This is a genomic window from Polaromonas sp. YR568, from assembly GCF_943369675.1.
GTDB lineage: Bacteria > Pseudomonadota > Gammaproteobacteria > Burkholderiales > Burkholderiaceae_C > Polaromonas.
This window is the reverse complement of sequence record NZ_CALROB020000004.1, coordinates 114,847-132,549: the sequence shown is the minus strand read 5'-3', so window position 1 is coordinate 132,549 and position 17,703 is coordinate 114,847. Positions and strand designations below refer to the sequence as shown.

Below are 17,703 nucleotides of genomic sequence, written 5' to 3'. Positions count from 1 at the left end.
GGGGGTTATTTCGCCAGTGCCTTCAATGCCAGCTTGATACCGTCGCTCACGCCTATGTCCTTGGGCAGGGCCTTGAGCGCCAGCGCGGCGTCCCGGTCGCTGTAGCCCAGCGCCACCAGGGCCTGCAGGATGTCGGACTGGGCATCGTTGGTGACGCTGACGTGCACGCCGATGTCGGCGCCCAGCTTGCCTTTTAATTCCAGCAGCAGGCGTTCGGCGGTTTTTTTGCCGATGCCGGGCACCTTGATGATGCGGCCGGCTTCCTGCTGGGTCACGGCCTGCGAGAGTTCCTCGACGCTCATGCCGCTGAGCACGCTGAGCGCGGTGCGCGGGCCCACGCCGGAGATCTTGATGAGCTGGCGGAAGGCGGCCCGCTCGGTGGCGCTGCCGAAGCCGTAGAGGATCTGCGCGTCTTCGCGCACGACAAAATGCGTCAGCAGGCTGACTTTTTCACCCAGGCCGGGCAGGTTGTAGAAGGTGCTCATGGGCACCAGCACTTCATAGCCGACGCCGTTGCAGTCCACCAGGATTTCCGGGGGATTTTTTTCGGCCAGCTGGCCTGAGAGTCTTCCAATCATGGGCAAATCTTATCAGTCGGGCGCTGGCCACTGTTTGGGCGGACAATTGTGTTTTAGACCCGTCACCCGCCTTCTTTTTCAGGAAGTCCACCGCCTTGATTCTTCGCTACACCTTCACGCCGCCCAACAACACCCGCATGGGCCACCTGTGCGGCCCCATGGACAGCCACATCCGCACCATCGAAGCGGCGCTGGACGTCACGATCGCGCACCGCTTTGAGCAGTTCAAGATCGACGGCACCAAGGTCAAGGCCACGCAGGCGCTGGAGGTGCTGCAGGCGCTGTACGAAATCGCCCAGCGGCCCATAGAGCCCGAAACCGTGCAGCTGATGCTGGCCGGCGACACCGCGCTCAGCATCGCGCCCGACGGCAACGCGGCGCTGTCCACGCGACGCGCCGACCTGCGCGCCCGCACCACCAACCAGGGCACCTACCTCGAAAACATCGCCACGCACGACATCACCTTCGGCATAGGCCCGGCCGGCACCGGCAAGACCTACCTGGCCGTGGCCTGCGCGGTTGACGCGCTGGAGCGCAGCACGGTACAGCGCATCGTGCTGACGCGCCCGGCCGTCGAGGCCGGCGAACGCCTGGGCTTTTTGCCGGGCGACCTGAGCCAGAAGGTCGACCCTTACCTGCGCCCGCTGTATGACGCGCTGCACGAGCTGATGGGCTTTGAGCGGGTGCAGAAGGCCTTTGAGCGCCAGCAGATCGAGATCGCGCCGCTGGCCTTCATGCGCGGCCGCACGCTGAACCACGCGTTTGTCATCCTTGACGAAGCGCAGAACACCACGCCCGAGCAGATGAAGATGTTCCTGACGCGTATCGGCTTCGGCAGCAAGGCGGTGGTGACGGGCGACGTGAGCCAGGTGGATTTGCCGCGCACCCAGCTCAGCGGCCTGGTGGACGCCGAGCGCGTGCTCAAGCGCGTCAAGGGCATCGCGATTACCCGCCTGACCAGCGCCGACGTGGTGCGCCACCCGCTGGTGGCGCGCATTGTTGACGCGTACGACAAATCCCCGGGTGTCGCACCCGTGGAGGAGGGCGCCGAACCCGCCGCACCGGCGCGCCGCGCCAGCGCCCGGAGTCGCAATGGCTCTTAAGCAACTGAGCCTGTCGCTGCAGTTCGGCGAGCTGAAAAACGCCGCGCGCCACCGTGCCGCCCTGCCGCGCCATAGCGTGGCCCGCTGGATACGCCACGCGCTCGCGCACGACGGCGAGATCACCGTGCGCATCGTGGACGCCGAAGAAGGCCAGGCGCTGAACCGCGACTACCGCCAGCGCGACTACGCCACCAATGTGCTGACCTTCGACTACACGCAGGAACCGGTGGTCACCGCCGACCTGGTGCTGTGCGCGCCCGTGGTGGCGCAGGAAGCGAAAGACAACAAAAAAACGCTGCAGGCCCACTACGCGCACCTGCTGGTGCACGGCACGCTGCACGCCCAGGGCTGGGACCACGAAACCGGCGAGGAAGACGCCGAGGCCATGGAGGCGGAAGAGATCCGCATCCTGGCGGGGCTGGGTTTTAAGAACCCTTATCGCTGAAGCCCCGTCCTCAGGACTTCCACTTGTCCAGGTAAGCCGCATAACCGGCGCTCCAGGACGGGCCGCCGAAGCCGCCGCCGCTTTCGTGGACCACCGAAATCGGCCAGGTGCCCATGCTGAGCCCCAGCCGTTCGGCCTCGCGGCAAAAGTCGAGGTCGTAAAAATGAAAATCAAAGCGCTCGTCAAAGCGCAGGTTTTTGTCGATCATCAACTGGCTGTCGCAGGCCAGCAGCAAGCCGTCCAGCAGCTTGACCGGCACGCCCGAGGGGCCGAAGACACTCAGGTTGGAGGAGGGAAAGCCATTGCCGTGGGCCACCACGCCGCTCAGGTTTTCCTTGTCATCCCAGGTGAATTTTTCGTCCACAAAGGCCCAGCCCGGCTGGCGCGGCACGCGGCGCTGGTTGCCGGCCAGGCCGATGATGTCGTATTTCGCGAGCCCTTCCCGCAAGCGGTCGCCCCAGAAAAAATCGCACAGGTGCAAGTCGTCGTGGCAGAAGACCAGCAAGGCCGGTTTCTCCCGTGATTCTTCGATGGCCTGGTTGTAGACCGACGGCAGCCCTGCCGTGTTGCTCTCAAACACCCGTACCTGAACACCGCCCAGGGGGTAGTACAGGGCCAATGACCGGCCCAGCGCCGTTCCGGTAAAAAAAACCTTGAAGCTGGACCGCGTGGCGACGACGAAACGAATCATGGGTGACCTGGAGGTTTTGTGGTTTTGGGGAGGGCCGCAAGAAGTCGCTTGCCGGCCCGTTCATCTGCGGGTTTATACCCCAGCGGCCTTCATGGCGTTGCCGGCTCGATCCGCAGTGGAATCGTCACCGGCCCGTCGTTGACCAGGTGCACTTGCATGTCGGCGGCAAAGCGCCCCGTTTCCACCTGCGGGTGCTGCGCACGGGCCTGGGCCACGAAGTAGTCGTAGAGCCGGCGGCCGTCTTCGGGCGCTGCCGCGCTGGTAAAGCTGGGCCGGTTGCCGCCCGAGGCGTCGGCGGCCAGCGTGAACTGGCTGACGACGAGCAGGCCGCCTTTGACGTCCTGCACGCTGAGGTTCATCTTGCCGGCTTCGTCGGAGAAGATGCGCAGTTTGAGGATTTTGGCCAGCAGCTTGTCAGCCTGCGCTTCGGTATCGCCGCGTTCGGCGCAGACCAGCACCAGCAGCCCGCCGCCAATCCGGCCGACGGTCTCGCCGGCAACCACCACGCGGGCTTCCGCCACGCGCTGCAGCAGCGCCTTCATCAGTCTGTCACGCCGGCCGCGACGAACAGCGGCTTGCCCACCGGGCCCGACAGGAAGCTGACGAATTCCTGGGCCAGCGCCTGCTGCTTGCCGGATGCCAGCGGCGCGGCGGTGTAGGAGGTGTAGTTCTGCACTTCGGCCGGCACCGGGCCGACGAACTTCAGGCCCTTGCCCTGGTAAAGCAATATTTCCGTCATCGCGCCGAAGCCGATCTCGTTGCCTTTGCCCTTGATGACGTGCTCCATCACGGCGGCGCCGTCGGGGTAGCGCGTGGTCTTGCCCTCGACCTGCGTGTAGACGTCCATCTTCTTGAGCAGGCCTTCGAGGTAGAGGCCGGTGGACGCGCGGTTGAACACCAGCGAGTCGGCGGCCAGCACCGAGCGCTTGAGCCCTTCGGCATTGGAGATGTCCGGCGCCGGTGCGCCATCGCGCACCGCCACGCCCATGCCGACGCGGCCGACGTTGGCGCGTGTTTCGGCCAGCTTGCCGGCCGCCGCGAATTCGCCGATCACGGCCGGCGGCGCGATCACCACGTCAAACGCCGGGTTGGTGTCCATGCGTTTTTTGAGTTCGGGCGCGGTATTGAAGGTGATCTTCACGCCGTGGCCGTTCTGCTTTTCAAAGGCGGCGGCCGCGGCCTTCAGGCCCGGCTCGATGGCGCCGGCGCTGAGCACGGCGAGGTGGGCGTCGTGCGCGGCGGCGCTGCCTGCCGTGGCCGCGATCAGGGAGCAGGCAAAGGCCTGGGCGAGAAGCGAGATGCGTTTCATGAAAAACTCCTGGGCAAAGGGCTGGGCAAAAAGGGCTGGGAAATTATCGGGCGGGAAGAAACAGGAATGTCAGATCAGGTCGGACTCATCGCCAAAATGCGCTTCCACGTCGCTGGGCAACAACTGGATGGTGGCGCGCAGGCCGGGCACGGCACTCATCAGGGCCTGCTCGACGCTGGCCCGCACGGCAGCAGCCCGCCCCAGCGACCAGTCGGCCGGCATGTGCATGTGCAGGTCCACAAAACGCCGCCGGCCTGCGCGGCGTGTGCTGAGGTGGTCGAAGCGGATGGTGTGGTGCGCAAAGCCGTCCAGCGCCTTCTGGATTTCGGCCATCACTTCGGGCTCCACGGCCTCGTCCATCAGGCCCTGCGAGGAGCGCCACACCAGTTGCCCGCCTTCCCGCAGGATGTTGATTGCCACGCCTATGGCCACCACCGCGTCCAGCCACAGCCAGCCCGTCAGCATCACGGCGCCTATGCCAATGACAACGCCCACCGAAGTCCAGACGTCGGTTACCAGGTGTTTGGCATCGGCCTCCAGCGCGATGGAGCGGTGCGTCCTGGCCGCGCGGAACATCACCCAGGCCAGCAGGCCGTTGAGGCCCGTGCTGAGCACCGACAGCACCAGGCCCCAGCCTATTTGCGCCAGCGGCTGGGGGTTCAGGATGCGCTCGGTCGCCGCCCAGATGATGGCCGCCGCCGCGCCTATGATCAGCGCGCCTTCAAAGCCGGAGGAAAAGTATTCGGCCTTGTGGTGGCCGTAGGGATGGTCGTCGTCGGCGGGCCGCTGCGCGATGGTGACCATGGCCAGGCCGAACAGCGCGCTGGCCAGGTTGACGAAGGACTCCATCGCGTCGGACAGCAGCCCCACCGAGCCGGTGACGTACCAGGCCGAGGTCTTGAGGAGGATGGTGAGCACCGCCACGGCCACGGAGGCCAGCAGCATGCGCTGCGGCGTCAGGGCCTGGAGGTTGATCGCGCTCATGGGGCTATTGTGTACGAGGGGATGGCGCAAGGGTTGTTCCCAAGGCCGGCATCCGGCGCGGCCGCTAGCATGGGTTCGCGCCGCAGTCTCGGCGCGCGATCGACACCCGCAACCCTTGAACACCCTTGAACAAACCTGAGGAATCACCATGAAAATCCCACAACGCAGCGTGACCCTGGTACTGGGCGCCGTGCTGGCCGTCTCGGCCGGCGCCTTGTTCGCGCAGGCTTCGGGCCTCACGCGCACCCTGGTCGGCAAGGCCGACGTCTCCGTGCCCGGCCGTGAGGCCGTGGTGGCCCGCGTTGACGTGGCGCCGGGCGCCAAGGCCGGCCGCCACACCCATCCGGGCGACGAGATCAGCTATGTGCTCGAAGGCGAGGCCACCTTGCTGATCGACGGCCAGCCGCCGCGCCAGGTCAAGGCCGGCGAGTCCTTTGTCGTCCCGGCCGGCGTGGTGCACGACGCCCACAACAATGCCGCCGTGCCGATCAAGCTGGTGGGCGTATACGTCGTGGAAAAAGGCAAGCCGCTGGCGACGCCAGCACCCTGATCCCGGGCGGGCAGAGGCGCCGGTCAGGCGCTGCAAATTCCGGTCGCCAGTGCGACAATGGCCGCCGGAGTAATAACAATGAACTACATGCATTTGATCGCAGCCACCGCCTTGGCGATGGTTGCGGCCGGCGCGCACGCGCAGGCCCCCTCGGCCGCCACGGCGGCGGCCATCCCCGAAGCAACAAGCGCCGCAGCCCCGGCGGCCCCGGCCCCTCTTGAAGTGGTGACCCGGCAGGCCGGCTTTGTCAAAACCCTGAAAGGCAGCGTTCAGCTGCAGGAAGCCGCTGGCGGCGCGGCGCGCCCGGCCCAGGCCGGCGACGCGTTGCTGCCCGGCGGGCGCATCACGACAGGCCCCGACTCCGCCGCCAGCATCGTGCTGCGCGACGGCACCACGCTGGTGGTCGGGCCGTTGTCGCAGATGGAACTCAAGGCCTTCAGCTTCGACGCGACCACCCATGAGGGCAATTTGCTGGCCGCGCTGCTCAAGGGCTCGCTGCGCATGGTCACCGGCCTGCTCGGCAAGGCGCACCCGGAAGCGGTGCGCATCGAAACCCAGTTCGCCTTCGTTGGTGTTCGCGGGACGGATTTCATCGTGCAGGCGGACGAACAGCCATGAGCCGCCGTCATTCCCTTTTTGTGCCCGTCGCGCTCGCACTTGCGCTGCTGCTGGCGGCCTGCTCCACGCCAGGCACCCGGGTGGTGCTGCTGCCGCAGGAAGGCGGCGCGCCGTCCGCCGTGGTGGTGCGCGCCAAGGCCGGCGCCGAGGTGGTCGTGTCCCAGCCTTACCAGCGCGCCACGGCGGCTGCGGGTGCCGGGAGCGCCCCCAAATTGGACCAGGCCGACCCGGCCAAGGTGCACGCCGAAAACCGGTCGCTGTTCGAGATGCTGCCGCCCAGGCCGCAGCGCTACACCTTGTATTTCGACGCGGGCGGCACGGTGCTCACGGCCGAATCGCAAACGGTGCTGGAAGAAGTGCTGGCCGCGGCGCTGGCCCGCAGCGGCGGCGACATGGTGATCACCGGCCACACCGACACCGTCGGTTCGGGCGCGGCGAACGACGCCCTGTCAGCCCAGCGCGCGCAGCAGGTGCGGCAGATGCTGGCGGAGCGCCAGTTCCCGGCGGCGCGCATCGAAGCGGCCGGCCGGGGCGAACGCGACCTCGCTGTGCCGACCGCCGACGAAGTCGACGAGCCGCGCAACCGGCGCGTCACCATCGAGGTTCGTTAATTAATTAGTCGGGCGCCGGGCGGCGCGGGCTCAGCCCAGCGTCACGCGCGCGAACTTGCGCTTGCCGACCTGCAGCACATAGGTACCGGCCGCCAGCTTGAGCGCCTTGTCGCTGACCACGCTGGAATCCACGCGCACGCCGCCGCCGTCGATCAGGCGCGTGGCTTCGCTGCCCGAGGGCGCCAGGCCCGCAGCCTTGAGCAGCGCGCCTATGCCCATGGGCGCGCCCGTCAGCGACACCTCGGGAATCTCGTCGGGCACACCGCCCTTGCTGCGGTTGATGAAGTCCTGCTCGGCGGCGTCGGCCGCGGCGGCTGAGTGAAAGCGCGCCGTGATTTCTTTCGCCAGCGCCACCTTGGCGTCCTTGGGGTTGCGCCCGCCTTCCACCTCGGCCTTCAGGGCCGCGATGTCGGCCTCGCTCTTGAAGGACAGCAGGGTGTACCACTTCCACATCAGCACGTCGGAGATCGACAGCACCTTGGCGAACATGGTGTTGGCGTCTTCGCTGATGCCGATGTAGTTGTTCTTGCTCTTGGACATCTTGTCGATGCCGTCCAGGCCTTCAAGCAGCGGCATGGTCAGGATGCACTGCGGCTCCTGGCCGTATTCCTGCTGCAGGTGTCGGCCCATCAAGAGGTTGAACTTCTGGTCGGTGCCGCCGAGTTCCAGGTCGCTCTTCAGGGCCACCGAGTCGTAGCCCTGCATCAGCGGGTACAAAAACTCATGCACGCTGATGGGCGTGCCGGCCTTGAAGCGGTCGTTGAAGTCGTTGCGCTCCATCATGCGGGCCACGGTATAGCGCGAGGCCAGCTGGATCATGCCGGTGGCGCCCAGCGGCTCGCTCCACTCGCTGTTGTAGCGCAGCTCGGTCCTGGAGGGGTCCAGGATCTTGTCGGCCTGCGCGCGGTAGGTCTCGGCGTTGACCTTGATCTGCTCGGGCGTGAGCGGCGGGCGCGTGCTGTTGCGGCCCGAGGGGTCGCCGATCAGGCTGGTGAAATCGCCTATAAGAAAAATGACTGTATGGCCCAGATCCTGGAGCTGACGCATTTTGTTCAGCACCACGGTGTGCCCGACATGAATGTCAGGCGCGGTCGGGTCCAGGCCCAGTTTGATGCGCAGCGGAACGCCGGTGGCCTCGGATTTGGCCAGTTTTTGTATCCAATCGTTTTCCGGGATCAGCTCTTCGCAGCCCCGCAGGGTGACCGCGAGGGCCATCTTTACACGGTCGGTGACGGGGTATTTTGTAACAAGCGCTTGATTCATAAGGGTTTTTCACATGTCGGGGTGTTGTCCGACAGATATACTGGCGGCTCTCCTGCATCCAGCGGGCCATTTTAGTTGGCCTGCAAATTGCTGATCAGGAACCACATCGTCTGGATGGCTCCGGCCCCACCCCTGCATCAGGGCCGGCCACCAAAGCTCTCCATGTTTTATACAGCAGTCCGGTGCTTACGCAGCGCCCGATGCATTTTTGTTGGGAATTTTGCTTTGCAACTGCCATCCTCCTCCCAGGTACTGCTTCCCCTCGCCGCCGCCCTTCGCCGCCATCCCAAACGGGTCACCGCCAGCCTCGCAGCGCTGCTGCTGGGTACCGGTGTCACCGCTTTCGGCGTCGCGCCCATGGCACCCGACGCCGCCGACCTGCCGGTGCGCCAGGTGCTCGAAGCGGTGCAAGCCCTGCCCACGCAGGCCCAGACCGATTCACTGAGCGACTTCCGCTTCAAGCTGTTCCGCACCGAAAGCACGCGCAGCAGCGACACCGCCGACTCCCTGCTCAAGCGCCTGAACATCGACGACAGCGCGGCCGCCGCCTTTTTGCGCAGCGACGCGAATGCACGCAACATCCTCGCGGGCCGCGCCGGCAAGAACGTGACCGTCGAAGCCAGCGACAGCCAGCAGCTGCTCAAGCTCAGCATGCGCTGGCCCACCGACGACGAAACGATGTTCAAGCGCCTGGTGGTCGAACGCGGCGCCGCGGGCTTTACGTCGCGCATTGAAACCGCGCCTTATGTGGCCGCCGCGCGGCTGTCCAGCGGCAGCATCCAGACCTCGCTGTTCGCCGCCACCGACGACGCCCGCATCCCCGACGGCGTGGCCGTGCAGATCGCCGAAATTTTCTCCAGCGACATCGATTTCCGCCGCGCGCTGCGCAAGGGCGACCGCTTCAACGTGGTCTATGAAAGCCTGGAAGCCGACGGCGAGCCGCTGCGCACCGGCCGCGTGCTGTCGGCCGAATTCGTCAATGCCGGCAAGCCCTTCCAGGCCATGTGGTTCCAGCCCCCGGGCACGGACGCCGCCGGCGCCGCCAACAAGGGCGGCTATTACACCCTCGACGGCCAGAGCCTGCGCCGCGCCTACCTGAGCTCGCCGGTCGAGTTCTCGCGCATCAGCAGCGGCTTTTCGATGCGCTTTCACCCCATCCTGCAAAAGTGGCGCGCCCACCTGGGCACCGACTTCGCGGCCACCACCGGCACGCCAGCACGCACCGTCGGCGACGGCGTGGTCGAGTTTTCCGGCGTGCAGAACGGCTACGGCAACGTGGTTTTCGTCAAGCACCGCAACGGCCATGAAACCGTCTACGCCCACCTGAGCAAACTGCTGGTGCAAAAAGGCCAGAACGTGAGCCAGGGCCAGACCATTGGCCTGGTCGGCAGCACCGGCTGGGCCACCGGCCCGCACCTGCATTTCGAATTCCGCGTCAACGGCACGCAGCAAGACCCGATGACCATCGCCAAGCAGAGCGAAACCATTCCGGTGTCCACGGCTGCCATGCCGGCGTTCAAGGAACTCGCGGCGGGTGTGAAGACGCAATTGCTCGCGGCATCGACGATCACCCAAACCCGCGCTGAATAAGTACCCGTTCGCCCTGAGCTTGTCGAAGGGCTGCCAGGGCAAACAAAGGGCTTCGACAAGCTCAGCCCGAACGGTCAACTCCCCTCATTGGGACAAAATAGGCTGATGCTGGATATCTACATTGGCCTGATGTCAGGCACTTCACTCGACGGCGCCGACGGCGTGCTGGTGGTGTTTGACGGCGACAAGCCGCGTGTCCTGGCCGCCGCGACTGAACCCTTCAGCGACGCTTTCCACGCCGAACTGCTGGCGCTGAATACACCCACCCACAACGAACTGCACCGCGCCGCGCTCGCCGGCAACCAGGTCGCCGCTGTCTATGCCAAGGTCGTCACCGCGCTGCTGGCCCAGGCCGCCACGCAAGGCGTCTCGCCGCTGGACATCAAGGCCATAGGTGCGCACGGCCAGACGGTGCGCCACCAGCCGCAAAGAACGTCCAACGATCCCGCGGGTGCGGGCTACACGCTGCAGCTCAACAACCCGGCCCTGCTGGCTGAACTCACGGGCATCACGGTGGGGGCTGATTTCCGCAGCCGCGACGTGGCCGCGGGAGGGCAGGGCGCGCCGCTGGTGCCGGCTTTTCACCAGGGTGTTTTCGGCCGCGAGGACGCCGCGGTGTGCGTGCTGAACCTGGGCGGTATTTCCAACCTCAGCGTGTTGCCGAAATCGGCAGGCTCGCCGGTGCTGGGCTTCGACTGTGGCCCGGGCAATGCGCTGATGGATGCCTGGTGCCGGCAGCACACCGGCCAGCCTTATGACGCCGGCGGCGCGTGGGCGGCCAGCGGCAAGCTGCTGCCCGCGCTGCTGGCCAGCCTGCTCGACGAGCCGTATTTTTCGCAAGCCATTCCCAAGAGCACGGGCCGCGACCTGTTCAGCCTGGACTGGCTGGCGGGCAAGCTGCAGCCGTTTGCGGCTGAGCGGCCCGAGGACATCCAGAACACCTTGACTGAATTCACCGCCACGGCCTGCATCCTGGGCGTCGAGGCTTACGGCAAAGGCAGTGAGTCCTTGATCGTCTGCGGCGGCGGCGCCTTCAACACCCACTTGCTGGCGCGCCTGCAGGCCGGCTTGCCCTCATTGCGCGTCAGCACGTCCGACCTGCACGGCCTGCCGCCTTTGCAGGTGGAGGCGGCGGCCTTTGCGTGGCTGGCGCGGCAACTGGTGCGGGGCCGCCCCGGCAACCTGCCCAGCGTGACGGGCGCGCGCGGGCTGCGTGTGCTCGGCGCGGTCTATCCCGCCTGAAGACTCCGGTTAAGGGAGATCCTTGTAAGGCTCCGGCTGCGCCGCATCGCGCGGCCCCACCGTTCCCAGCCTGGCCTTCAGCGACTGCGGCTGCCCCGTCAGAATGGCCGCGTAGTTGGTGGTGTTGGACAGCACTTTCTTCACGTAATCGCGCGTCTCGCTGAAGGGAATGCTCTCGGCCCAGATGGCCGCGTCCAGCACCGGGCCGTTGCGCCAGGTGCGCGGCCGGCCGGGGCCGGCGTTGTAGGCGGCCGCGGCCATGGGCATGGAGCCGTTCAGGTCGTCCAGTGCGAGCTTGAGGTAGGCCGTGCCGATCGCGATGTTGGTGTCGCGGTCGTTGAGCTGGTCTTGCGTGAAGCCTTCCATGCCGATTTTTTTGGCGGTCCAGCGCGCCGTGGCGGGCATGACCTGCATCAGGCCCGAGGCGCCCACGCCGGAGCGCGCATCCATGATGAATCGGCTTTCCTGGCGTATCAGGCCGTAGACGTAAGCCGGGTCCAGGCTGATGGACTGCGCGCGTTTGGTCACCGTTTCGCGGAAGGGCATCGGGAAGCGCTGCTCGAAATCGATCTCGCCCTTGGTGCGCTCGCTGGTGTTGATGCAGCGGTCCCAGATCTGGCGGTCGCAGGCGAACTGGGCGGCGGCCAGCAGTTCGCGGTCGCCCATGCCGCCGCGCTTGTGCAGGTTGGTGCTGTAGTTCCACTCGCGCGTGCCCTCGGAGCGCAGGCCGAGGGCGATGGCGTAAGCGGCGCGGTTCAGGCCCGGGTTGAGGCGCGCGGCTTCTTTTTCCTCAGGCAACAGCGGCGCAGGTTTGGCCGGCACCGTGATCTTCTGGCCGGTTTCCTCAAGTGCCAGCTGTTCGTAGAAACCGCGCACCGACGCGAAGGACTGCAGCAGGGCCAGGGCCTCGGCGCGCTGCGGCGAAATCGTGATGCCGGTCGGGATGGTCTGCACCACGCCGGGCGTGGTGGCCACCACGACGGGCTTTGGCGCCGCATCGGGCGGCGCGGTGGCCAGCAGCGCGCGCGCCTTCCAGTAGCTCCAGGTCGGGTCCTTGCGCGCGTCCTCGCTCATGGCGTTGACGGCGGCCAGCACCAGCGGCCAGTTGGGCTGGTTGCCGGCGCGCAGCGCGGCCCGCACCTTCCAGCCCAGCATGTCGTCGCTGAGGTCGGTGTCCTTGGTGACTTTGGCGAAATACTGCAGCGCGTCGCCGGCCGGCGCCGTGCCCAGGCGCGTGGCAGCCTGCCGGCCAATCACGCCCCAGACCCAGTTGCGCTCTTCGGTGTTCAGCTGCATGCCCCATTTGTTTTCCACCTGGAAGGCCGCGCCGTCGACGTCACTGGCCGCCAGCTTGATCAGCGCCAGCGTGATGATTTCGCGGCGTGCCTTGCTCAGCGCGACGTGCTTGCCGGCCAGGAACTTGATGGGGCTGGCGTTCAGGTCGTTGAGCATGCCGCCGGCATCGGGCGCGACGATCTGCACCGCGGCCGCCGCCGCACGCGGGCGGTTGGCTTCGGTGGCCAGGCGTGCCTTGATCCAGACGTCCTGCGGCGTGAGGTTTTTGGTGCCCACCAGCCGCTCGGCGGCCGAGGTGCAGCCGTCGTCGGCCTCGCGCTGCGCGTACCAGTTTTTCTTCACCTCGTCGGCCAGGCGCGCATCGGCCACCGGGTTCTTCAGGTTTTCGACCAGCAGCGCGTAGCAGCGCACTTCCTTGTCGTCGTTCATGCGGTAGTTCGGGTACTCGGCCGCAAAGCCGGCCCAGTCGCGGCGCTGGCCCAGCAGCAGCAGCCAGTCGTTGCGCAGGCGGTCTTCCTGGTAGGTACCGGCGTAGCGGCTGAAGAAGTCTTGCAGCTCCTGCGGGCCGGCCTCGCCCAGGCGCAGCTTGAGTTCCCAGTAGGCGGCCCACGGCTCCAGCGCATGGCCCCTGGCCTGCGGCAGCAGCTGCGCCAGCCGGCCCCTGTCGCCGCGCTTGAAGGCCTTGTTCATCTCGACGATCACGGTGTCGCCCGCCGTGGAAGGTGCCTGAGCCGCGGCCGGGGTGGGTAGCGCAAGGCAGGCCATCGCGCCCAAAATGGGCGCCAGGGCCGCTGCCCGCAGGGGACTGGTAAGAAAGTTGTATAGCATCTGGGACATTATGGACAAATTAAGCACCCGTAAGGCGCTGGTTGAAGCGCGATTGAACATGCCGGACCGCCTGGAGCGCGCCGACCTGCTACAGCGTGTGATGCGCATCTGGCTGGTCGGTTCCACCCATGAGGTGATTGGCGCCTATTGGCCTATCAAAGGGGAGTTTGATCCGCTTCCCGCGCTGTACCGATGGCAGGAAGACGCGATCCTGAGTCAGGATTCTTCGTCAAACCCGGCGCTGGCCGAGGTGGAGACCGCCCAGCTCGCCACCGAAAGCATCGCCGCCCGCTCGCCGCGCAAGATCGGCCTGCCGGTGGTCAACAAGCTGCACAAAACCCTGACTTTCCACGCCTGGTATCCCGGCTGCCCGATGGAAGAAGACGCCTACGGCATCCCCAAACCCAAGGACACCGAGGTGATTGTTCCCACCCTGCTCTTCGTGCCCTGCGTGGGCTATGGCCCAGGCGGCTACCGGCTGGGTTACGGCGGCGGTTTTTACGACCGCACGCTGGCGACCTTGCAGCCGCGGCCGTTTACGGTGGGGCTGGGGTATACGCACGGCTGGCTGCCCGACATGGAGCCCGAGCCGCATGACATTCCGCTCGATGCCATCCTCAATGACAAAGGGGTGGTTTGGCCGGTTTGATTTGCCGGGTCTTGCGCCGGCGGCGCGCCCCCGCCCCCTTCTAAGACCTGCTGGCCGGGGTCGCCCGGCGTGCGACTCACTTTTCTTTGGTGACTTTCTTTTGGCGAAGCAAAAGAAAGTTACTGGCCGCCGGGCCACTCCCGGCCAGCAAGCCTATGCAAAGGCCACAGGCGCGCAAAGCCGGCGCAAGACCCGGCCAAGAGCAACTTAGTCTTCGAGCTCAGCCTTGGCCATCTCCACATCCAGCCTCTCCGTCGCATCCAGCGCCTTGCCGGCCGCAGCCTGCTCATACAGCTTGGTGGCTTCCTTCATCTTCTTGTCGCCTTCGAGCATGACCATGCCGTTGGCGTACTCGATCATGCCGATGGCGGAGCCTGGGTGCAGCTTCAGGGCTTCCTTGTAGAGCGACAGGCCCACGTCTTTTTTGGCGCCGTAGGTCATGCCGCCTATCAGCGAGCCGACCTTGTCGATCACCTCGGCATGGAAGGCCGCCAGCGCGATGTGGGCGTCGGCGTGTTTGGGCGAGAGCTTGATGGCCTGTTCGAGCGCGGTCTTGACCTTGGTGCCAAGGCCCTGCGCCAGGGCCTTGGCCACGCTGATGCCCTGGCTATAGCGGCCCAGCGCATAAGCCTGCCAGTACCAGGCGTTGGCGTTTTTCGGGTCGTCCTTTTGCTGGGCCTCGGCGCGGGCGGCGACTTCCATGAAGAGGTCGAGCTTGGTTTTTTCCTTGGTTTCCAGGTAGGTGGCGTACATGCTGGCCGCCTTGTTGGCCACCGTGATGCCGTCGCCGCCCGCCTTGAGGCCGGCGTCAAAGGCTTTCTGGAATTCGCCGTTGTGGAACAGCACCCAGGCTTGCAGCACGGCAGTGTCTTTGGGCAGCGGTTCGCAGTCGCCCAGGTGCAGGCGGGCCCAGCTCTTTTTCAGGCTGGCGGCATCGAATGCGTAGTCGCCGGCATGGGGAAAGGCAGTCCATTTGGCCATGTGTCTTGTCTCCTAGATAAAAATTATTGTGTTGTGAATGTGATGGACGGGCGACCCGACGGAACTCAAGCGGGGTTGCTGTACGCGCCGACCAGGGCCTGCAGGTGCGCACGCTGGCTTTGCTCGAGGTAGGGAATCAGCAAATTGAGCACGTGGTGCGCGCCGCGCAGTAGTGCGGCCTGGGCATTGGCCGGCTCCAGTGCGTTGCGCGGGTCGCGCACGTACTCGAAGCTGAGCCAGTAAGTCAGCACCACCACCATGCTGGTTGCCGTGGCCTCGACTTCGCGCGAATCAATCGTCACGGCGCCGGCGCGGCTCATGCCGTCCAGCAGGCCCTTGATGGCGCGCGTCTTGTTCTTGAGCACCCACTGGAAATGGGTTTCCAGCCGGCGGTTCTTGCTCAGCAGGTCGTTGAGGTCGCGGTAGAGAAAGCGGTACTGCCAGATCAGCTCGAACAGCGTGTGCATGAAAAACCAGGCGTCCTCCACGTCGCGCACGCCGTCGCTGGCATTGAGCAGCTCGCCAAGGGATTTTTCGTAACGGTCGAACAGCGAGTTGATGAGCTCATCTTTGGCAGGATAGTGGTAGTAGAGATTGCCGGGGCTGATGTTGAGCTCGGCGGAGATCAAGGTGGTCGACACATTGGGCTCGCCAAAGCGGTTGAAGAGGTCCAGGGTGACCTCCAGGATCCGCTCTGCTGTACGGCGCGGCGCTTTTTTCGCCATAAGTTGTCTACCTCGTATTGTTTTTTAACTCTAACCCAGCGTGTCCCGCCGCGAAACTAGGGAAGTCCAGCAAGCCCGCCGACATCCGCCTCCCGTGACCTTCCCGGAGAACCTTTGGGTTACGCCGGCAGCGCCCGGCGGGACGCGGGCCGCAGCGCGTGGCTCAAATCCTCCATCACATCCTCCAGCGAGGCGATGGCGCGGCCCACGCGGGTGGCGGCCGGCCTGGCGGCCACCAGGTGGCGCTTGGGGTCTTCCAGCGCCTCCAGGTTCAGGCTCACGCCGTGCCGCGCGAGCTTGGCCGATAGCGTGGTCTTGCGCGAGCGCAGCATCTGCCGGGTCTTCTGGTAGGCGTGCTCGGCCAGTTCGCGGCGCTGCCGGTAGCTGAAAGTGTTGGCCAGGAACATCTCGGCGTCGCGGTGGTCGGGCTCCAGCAGCACGATGTCGGTGTCGGGGTAGGCGTGCTCGTAGTGCTTCATGCCCAGCTCCAGCCGCGAATGGATCATGGAGCGGAAGGTCTGGCTCATCACGGCGGGCAGGCCACCGCTCACGATGCGCGGGATGGCCTGTTTCCCGGCCGGCAGGCCGCGGCGCATGACGCGCTGGTCCATGGCCAGGTCGGGCGCGCGCGTTGAATTGAAAGGCACCAGCGGGTTCAGGCAGAACATCAGGTCTATGCCCTCGTCCATGGCCACGCCGGCGTGCATGGTCTTCTTGAGGGCGCCGTCCACGTAGTAGTGCTTGTCGATTTCCACCGGCGGGAACAGGCCCGGCAGGGCCGAGCTGGCCTGGACCGCTTTGGAAATGGGCACGTGGTCCCAGCCGGGCCGGCCGAAGGGCGCGGCGTCGCCGCTGTCCAGGTTGGTCGCCACCAGCGTCAGGCGCGTGCCGAGCTTGCGGAAGTCGTTGGTGCGCCCGGGTTTGGAGAACAGCTTCTCCAGTTGCGTGTCGACTTCGTCGTTGGAGAAGATGCCCGTGGGCAGGGCCGGCCCCAGGGCCTCCAGCGCATGGAGCAAAGACTTGCGCCCGAAGGTCGCGCGCCATGCGGCCGATGCGAGCAGGCCGGGCAGCGTGATGCCGCGCCGCAGGAATTCGCCATAGGCCGGCACCATCAGCCAGGCCGGGTCGAACACCTCCGAGGCCTGGTCGTCGTTTTCGATAAAGGCCGCGCAGAGTTCGCGCGGCGTCATGCCGTTGGCCAGGCCCGCCGCGATAAAACCGCCGGCGGAGACGCCGACGTAGTGATGCAGCCTGGTGAATGAGATGCCCTGCAGGGATTCGTCCAGGGCGCAGAGCGCGCCTATCTCGTAGATGGCTCCCAATGGTCCGCCGCCGGCCAGGGCCAATGCAATGCGCGGCGAGCTGGTGGAGTGCTTGATTTTTGAACGCTTGGCAGAGGTCATGGAAAGAAAGTGTAGACGGCGGCCTCGTGAATATTTGCTGCTTTGCAGCAAAGCGGCGCGGGTGAAGAGATGCGCGCAGGCGAAAAAAAAGGGACGGCATGTCCCTTTTTTTCAGAAGCCAGCCGTGCTTAGGCGGACTTGCGCGCTGCCGGGCGCTTGGCCGGCGCCTTCCTGGCGGCAGGCTTTGCGGCGGTCTTGGCAGGCGCTTTGGCGGCTGGGGCCTTGCCGCTCATTTTCTGCACGTTGCGGTTGAGTTCGTCGATGCGCGCGATCAGCGCGTCCACGTCCTTGGCCGAAGGCACGCCGAGCTTGTTCAGGGCCTTGGCGACGCGGTCTTCAAAAATGTTTTCCAGCTTGTCCCACTGGTGGCCGGCCTTGGACTGGATGTCGGTGGCCATGGTGGCCATCTTGTTGGTGGCTTCGGAAATCTTTTCTTCCGCGACGGCCTGGGTTTTGCGCTGGATGGACAGGCCTTCCTTGACCAGGGTCTCAAACACTTTGCCGCCTTCTTCCTGCGCCTTGGAGAAGGCGCCCAGGCCGGCCAGCCAGATTTGCTGTGCGGACTCTTTGACGGCGCCCGAGAGTTGGGGGCCTGTTTTTTTGTCGGCGCTCATTTTTTGCAGTTTCTTGACCATGATGGACTCCAGACGGTTATGGTTGTGGAAGGTTGCGCGGACAGTATGCCGCACAGACCTGAAAATATAAGCTTTCCACGCGGCGGCGTTTAGGTGCCCCGCTCTATGGAAAAGCACGCCCCAAGCCGCTGAGCGCGGGTTTCTGCTGAATAGAGAGTCATGCGCTTTAAGCAAGAATCGCTTTTTGATCGACAGTTCAGCG

Annotated in this window: 19 protein-coding genes; 8 read left to right on the top strand and 11 right to left on the bottom strand. The window is 65.6% G+C overall.

Going from position 1 to position 17,703, the window contains the following annotated elements; all coding sequences use genetic code 11:
• Positions 1-5: 5 nt before the first annotated feature.
• Positions 6-578, bottom strand: a complete 573-nt coding sequence (gene ruvA, locus ACLV8F_RS03370; RefSeq protein WP_411882831.1) for a Holliday junction branch migration protein RuvA — start codon at positions 576-578, stop codon at positions 6-8.
• A gap of 95 nt (positions 579-673) precedes the next feature.
• On the opposite strand from ruvA, the gene ACLV8F_RS03365 reads away from it, so the two are divergent.
• Together ACLV8F_RS03365 and ybeY are read left to right on the top strand one after the other, a co-directional pair.
• Positions 674-1,681 carry a PhoH family protein gene (locus tag ACLV8F_RS03365; protein ID WP_411882830.1) on the top strand — a complete coding sequence of 336 codons (1,008 nt, stop codon included), beginning with the start codon at positions 674-676 and terminating at the stop codon, positions 1,679-1,681.
• Positions 1,671-2,126, top strand: a complete 456-nt coding sequence (gene ybeY, locus ACLV8F_RS03360; protein WP_411882829.1) for an rRNA maturation RNase YbeY — start codon at positions 1,671-1,673, stop codon at positions 2,124-2,126. The genes ACLV8F_RS03365 and ybeY overlap by 11 nt, the downstream gene beginning before the upstream one ends.
• 10 nt (positions 2,127-2,136) lie before the next feature.
• Here the strand turns inward: ybeY and ACLV8F_RS03355 are convergent, their stop codons facing one another.
• The 4 genes from ACLV8F_RS03355 to ACLV8F_RS03340 form a co-directional block, all read right to left on the bottom strand.
• Entirely contained in the window at positions 2,137-2,817 is a 681-nt protein-coding gene (locus tag ACLV8F_RS03355; RefSeq protein WP_411882828.1) for a glycosyltransferase, read from the bottom strand.
• Positions 2,818-2,906: 89 nt separating this feature from the next.
• Positions 2,907-3,359, bottom strand: coding sequence for a D-aminoacyl-tRNA deacylase (dtd, locus tag ACLV8F_RS03350; protein WP_411882827.1), 453 nt, complete (start codon positions 3,357-3,359; stop codon positions 2,907-2,909).
• Positions 3,359-4,126 (bottom strand): substrate-binding domain-containing protein, encoded by a 768-nt coding sequence (locus ACLV8F_RS03345; protein ID WP_411882826.1) that lies wholly within the window; start codon positions 4,124-4,126, stop codon positions 3,359-3,361. The genes dtd and ACLV8F_RS03345 overlap by 1 nt, the downstream gene beginning before the upstream one ends.
• Positions 4,127-4,195: 69 nt before the next feature.
• Positions 4,196-5,110 carry a cation diffusion facilitator family transporter gene (locus ACLV8F_RS03340; protein ID WP_411882825.1) on the bottom strand — a complete coding sequence of 305 codons (915 nt, stop codon included), beginning with the start codon at positions 5,108-5,110 and terminating at the stop codon, positions 4,196-4,198.
• A 148-nt stretch (positions 5,111-5,258) separates the two neighbouring features.
• Here ACLV8F_RS03340 and ACLV8F_RS03335 point away from each other — a divergent pair, with 148 nt between their 5' ends.
• The 3 genes from ACLV8F_RS03335 (at position 5,259) to ACLV8F_RS03325 (ending at position 6,889) form a co-directional block, all read left to right on the top strand.
• Positions 5,259-5,660, top strand: a complete 402-nt coding sequence (locus ACLV8F_RS03335) for a cupin domain-containing protein (RefSeq protein WP_411882824.1) — start codon at positions 5,259-5,261, stop codon at positions 5,658-5,660.
• Between the two features lie 87 nt (positions 5,661-5,747).
• Complete coding sequence (locus ACLV8F_RS03330; RefSeq protein WP_411882823.1) at positions 5,748-6,278, top strand: FecR domain-containing protein; 531 nt, start codon at positions 5,748-5,750, stop codon at positions 6,276-6,278.
• Positions 6,275-6,889 carry an OmpA family protein gene (locus ACLV8F_RS03325; protein ID WP_411882822.1) on the top strand — a complete coding sequence of 205 codons (615 nt, stop codon included), beginning with the start codon at positions 6,275-6,277 and terminating at the stop codon, positions 6,887-6,889. Before ACLV8F_RS03330 ends, ACLV8F_RS03325 begins: the two co-directional genes overlap by 4 nt.
• Positions 6,890-6,919: 30 nt before the next feature.
• Here the strand turns inward: ACLV8F_RS03325 and tyrS are convergent, their stop codons facing one another.
• On the bottom strand, positions 6,920-8,152 hold the full coding sequence (gene tyrS / locus ACLV8F_RS03320) for a tyrosine--tRNA ligase (protein WP_411882821.1): 1,233 nt from the start codon (positions 8,150-8,152) through the stop codon (positions 6,920-6,922).
• A 225-nt stretch (positions 8,153-8,377) separates the two neighbouring features.
• Between tyrS and ACLV8F_RS03315 the strand changes: the two genes are divergently transcribed.
• Together ACLV8F_RS03315 and ACLV8F_RS03310 are read left to right on the top strand one after the other, a co-directional pair.
• Complete coding sequence (locus ACLV8F_RS03315; RefSeq protein ID WP_411882820.1) at positions 8,378-9,742, top strand: peptidoglycan DD-metalloendopeptidase family protein; 1,365 nt, start codon at positions 8,378-8,380, stop codon at positions 9,740-9,742.
• Between the two features lie 105 nt (positions 9,743-9,847).
• Positions 9,848-10,984 carry an anhydro-N-acetylmuramic acid kinase gene (locus tag ACLV8F_RS03310; RefSeq protein ID WP_411882819.1) on the top strand — a complete coding sequence of 379 codons (1,137 nt, stop codon included), beginning with the start codon at positions 9,848-9,850 and terminating at the stop codon, positions 10,982-10,984.
• A gap of 9 nt (positions 10,985-10,993) precedes the next feature.
• Here the strand turns inward: ACLV8F_RS03310 and ACLV8F_RS03305 are convergent, their stop codons facing one another.
• Positions 10,994-13,108 carry a transglycosylase SLT domain-containing protein gene (locus ACLV8F_RS03305; protein ID WP_411882867.1) on the bottom strand — a complete coding sequence of 705 codons (2,115 nt, stop codon included), beginning with the start codon at positions 13,106-13,108 and terminating at the stop codon, positions 10,994-10,996.
• A 10-nt stretch (positions 13,109-13,118) separates the two neighbouring features.
• Between ACLV8F_RS03305 and ACLV8F_RS03300 the strand changes: the two genes are divergently transcribed.
• Entirely contained in the window at positions 13,119-13,757 is a 639-nt protein-coding gene (locus ACLV8F_RS03300) for a 5-formyltetrahydrofolate cyclo-ligase (protein ID WP_411881042.1), read from the top strand.
• A 207-nt stretch (positions 13,758-13,964) separates the two neighbouring features.
• On the opposite strand, the gene ACLV8F_RS03295 is transcribed toward ACLV8F_RS03300, so the two are convergent.
• From ACLV8F_RS03295 to ACLV8F_RS03280, 4 genes are all read right to left on the bottom strand, one after another.
• The gene (locus ACLV8F_RS03295) at positions 13,965-14,738 is read right to left on the bottom strand and encodes a hypothetical protein (RefSeq protein ID WP_411882818.1); all 774 of its coding nucleotides are present in this window, start codon (positions 14,736-14,738) and stop codon (positions 13,965-13,967) included.
• Positions 14,739-14,803: 65 nt separating this feature from the next.
• On the bottom strand, positions 14,804-15,463 hold the full coding sequence (locus ACLV8F_RS03290; RefSeq protein WP_411882817.1) for a TetR/AcrR family transcriptional regulator: 660 nt from the start codon (positions 15,461-15,463) through the stop codon (positions 14,804-14,806).
• A gap of 119 nt (positions 15,464-15,582) precedes the next feature.
• Complete coding sequence (locus ACLV8F_RS03285; RefSeq protein ID WP_411882816.1) at positions 15,583-16,866, bottom strand: patatin-like phospholipase family protein; 1,284 nt, start codon at positions 16,864-16,866, stop codon at positions 15,583-15,585.
• A gap of 128 nt (positions 16,867-16,994) precedes the next feature.
• Positions 16,995-17,501 carry a phasin family protein gene (locus ACLV8F_RS03280; RefSeq protein WP_411882815.1) on the bottom strand — a complete coding sequence of 169 codons (507 nt, stop codon included), beginning with the start codon at positions 17,499-17,501 and terminating at the stop codon, positions 16,995-16,997.
• Between the last annotated feature and the right edge of the window lie 202 nt (positions 17,502-17,703).

Excerpts from the sequence above, each read along its gene's own strand:
- ruvA (WP_411882831.1), bottom strand. The coding sequence starts at position 578 with ATGATTGGAAGACTCTCAGGCCAGCTGGCCGAAAAAAATCCCCCGGAA.
- ybeY (WP_411882829.1), top strand. The coding sequence starts at position 1,671 with ATGGCTCTTAAGCAACTGAGCCTGTCGCTGCAGTTCGGCGAGCTGAAA.
- ACLV8F_RS03355 (WP_411882828.1), bottom strand. The coding sequence starts at position 2,817 with ATGATTCGTTTCGTCGTCGCCACGCGGTCCAGCTTCAAGGTTTTTTTT.
- dtd (WP_411882827.1), bottom strand. The coding sequence starts at position 3,359 with ATGAAGGCGCTGCTGCAGCGCGTGGCGGAAGCCCGCGTGGTGGTTGCC.
- ACLV8F_RS03345 (WP_411882826.1), bottom strand. The coding sequence starts at position 4,126 with ATGAAACGCATCTCGCTTCTCGCCCAGGCCTTTGCCTGCTCCCTGATC.
- ACLV8F_RS03340 (WP_411882825.1), bottom strand. The coding sequence starts at position 5,110 with ATGAGCGCGATCAACCTCCAGGCCCTGACGCCGCAGCGCATGCTGCTG.
- ACLV8F_RS03335 (WP_411882824.1), top strand. The coding sequence starts at position 5,259 with ATGAAAATCCCACAACGCAGCGTGACCCTGGTACTGGGCGCCGTGCTG.
- ACLV8F_RS03330 (WP_411882823.1), top strand. The coding sequence starts at position 5,748 with ATGCATTTGATCGCAGCCACCGCCTTGGCGATGGTTGCGGCCGGCGCG.
- ACLV8F_RS03325 (WP_411882822.1), top strand. The coding sequence starts at position 6,275 with ATGAGCCGCCGTCATTCCCTTTTTGTGCCCGTCGCGCTCGCACTTGCG.
- tyrS (WP_411882821.1), bottom strand. The coding sequence starts at position 8,152 with ATGAATCAAGCGCTTGTTACAAAATACCCCGTCACCGACCGTGTAAAG.
- ACLV8F_RS03310 (WP_411882819.1), top strand. The coding sequence starts at position 9,848 with ATGCTGGATATCTACATTGGCCTGATGTCAGGCACTTCACTCGACGGC.
- ACLV8F_RS03305 (WP_411882867.1), bottom strand. The coding sequence starts at position 13,108 with ATGCTATACAACTTTCTTACCAGTCCCCTGCGGGCAGCGGCCCTGGCG.
- ACLV8F_RS03300 (WP_411881042.1), top strand. The coding sequence starts at position 13,119 with ATGGACAAATTAAGCACCCGTAAGGCGCTGGTTGAAGCGCGATTGAAC.
- ACLV8F_RS03295 (WP_411882818.1), bottom strand. The coding sequence starts at position 14,738 with ATGGCCAAATGGACTGCCTTTCCCCATGCCGGCGACTACGCATTCGAT.
- ACLV8F_RS03290 (WP_411882817.1), bottom strand. The coding sequence starts at position 15,463 with ATGGCGAAAAAAGCGCCGCGCCGTACAGCAGAGCGGATCCTGGAGGTC.
- ACLV8F_RS03285 (WP_411882816.1), bottom strand. The coding sequence starts at position 16,866 with ATGACCTCTGCCAAGCGTTCAAAAATCAAGCACTCCACCAGCTCGCCG.
- ACLV8F_RS03280 (WP_411882815.1), bottom strand. The coding sequence starts at position 17,501 with ATGGTCAAGAAACTGCAAAAAATGAGCGCCGACAAAAAAACAGGCCCC.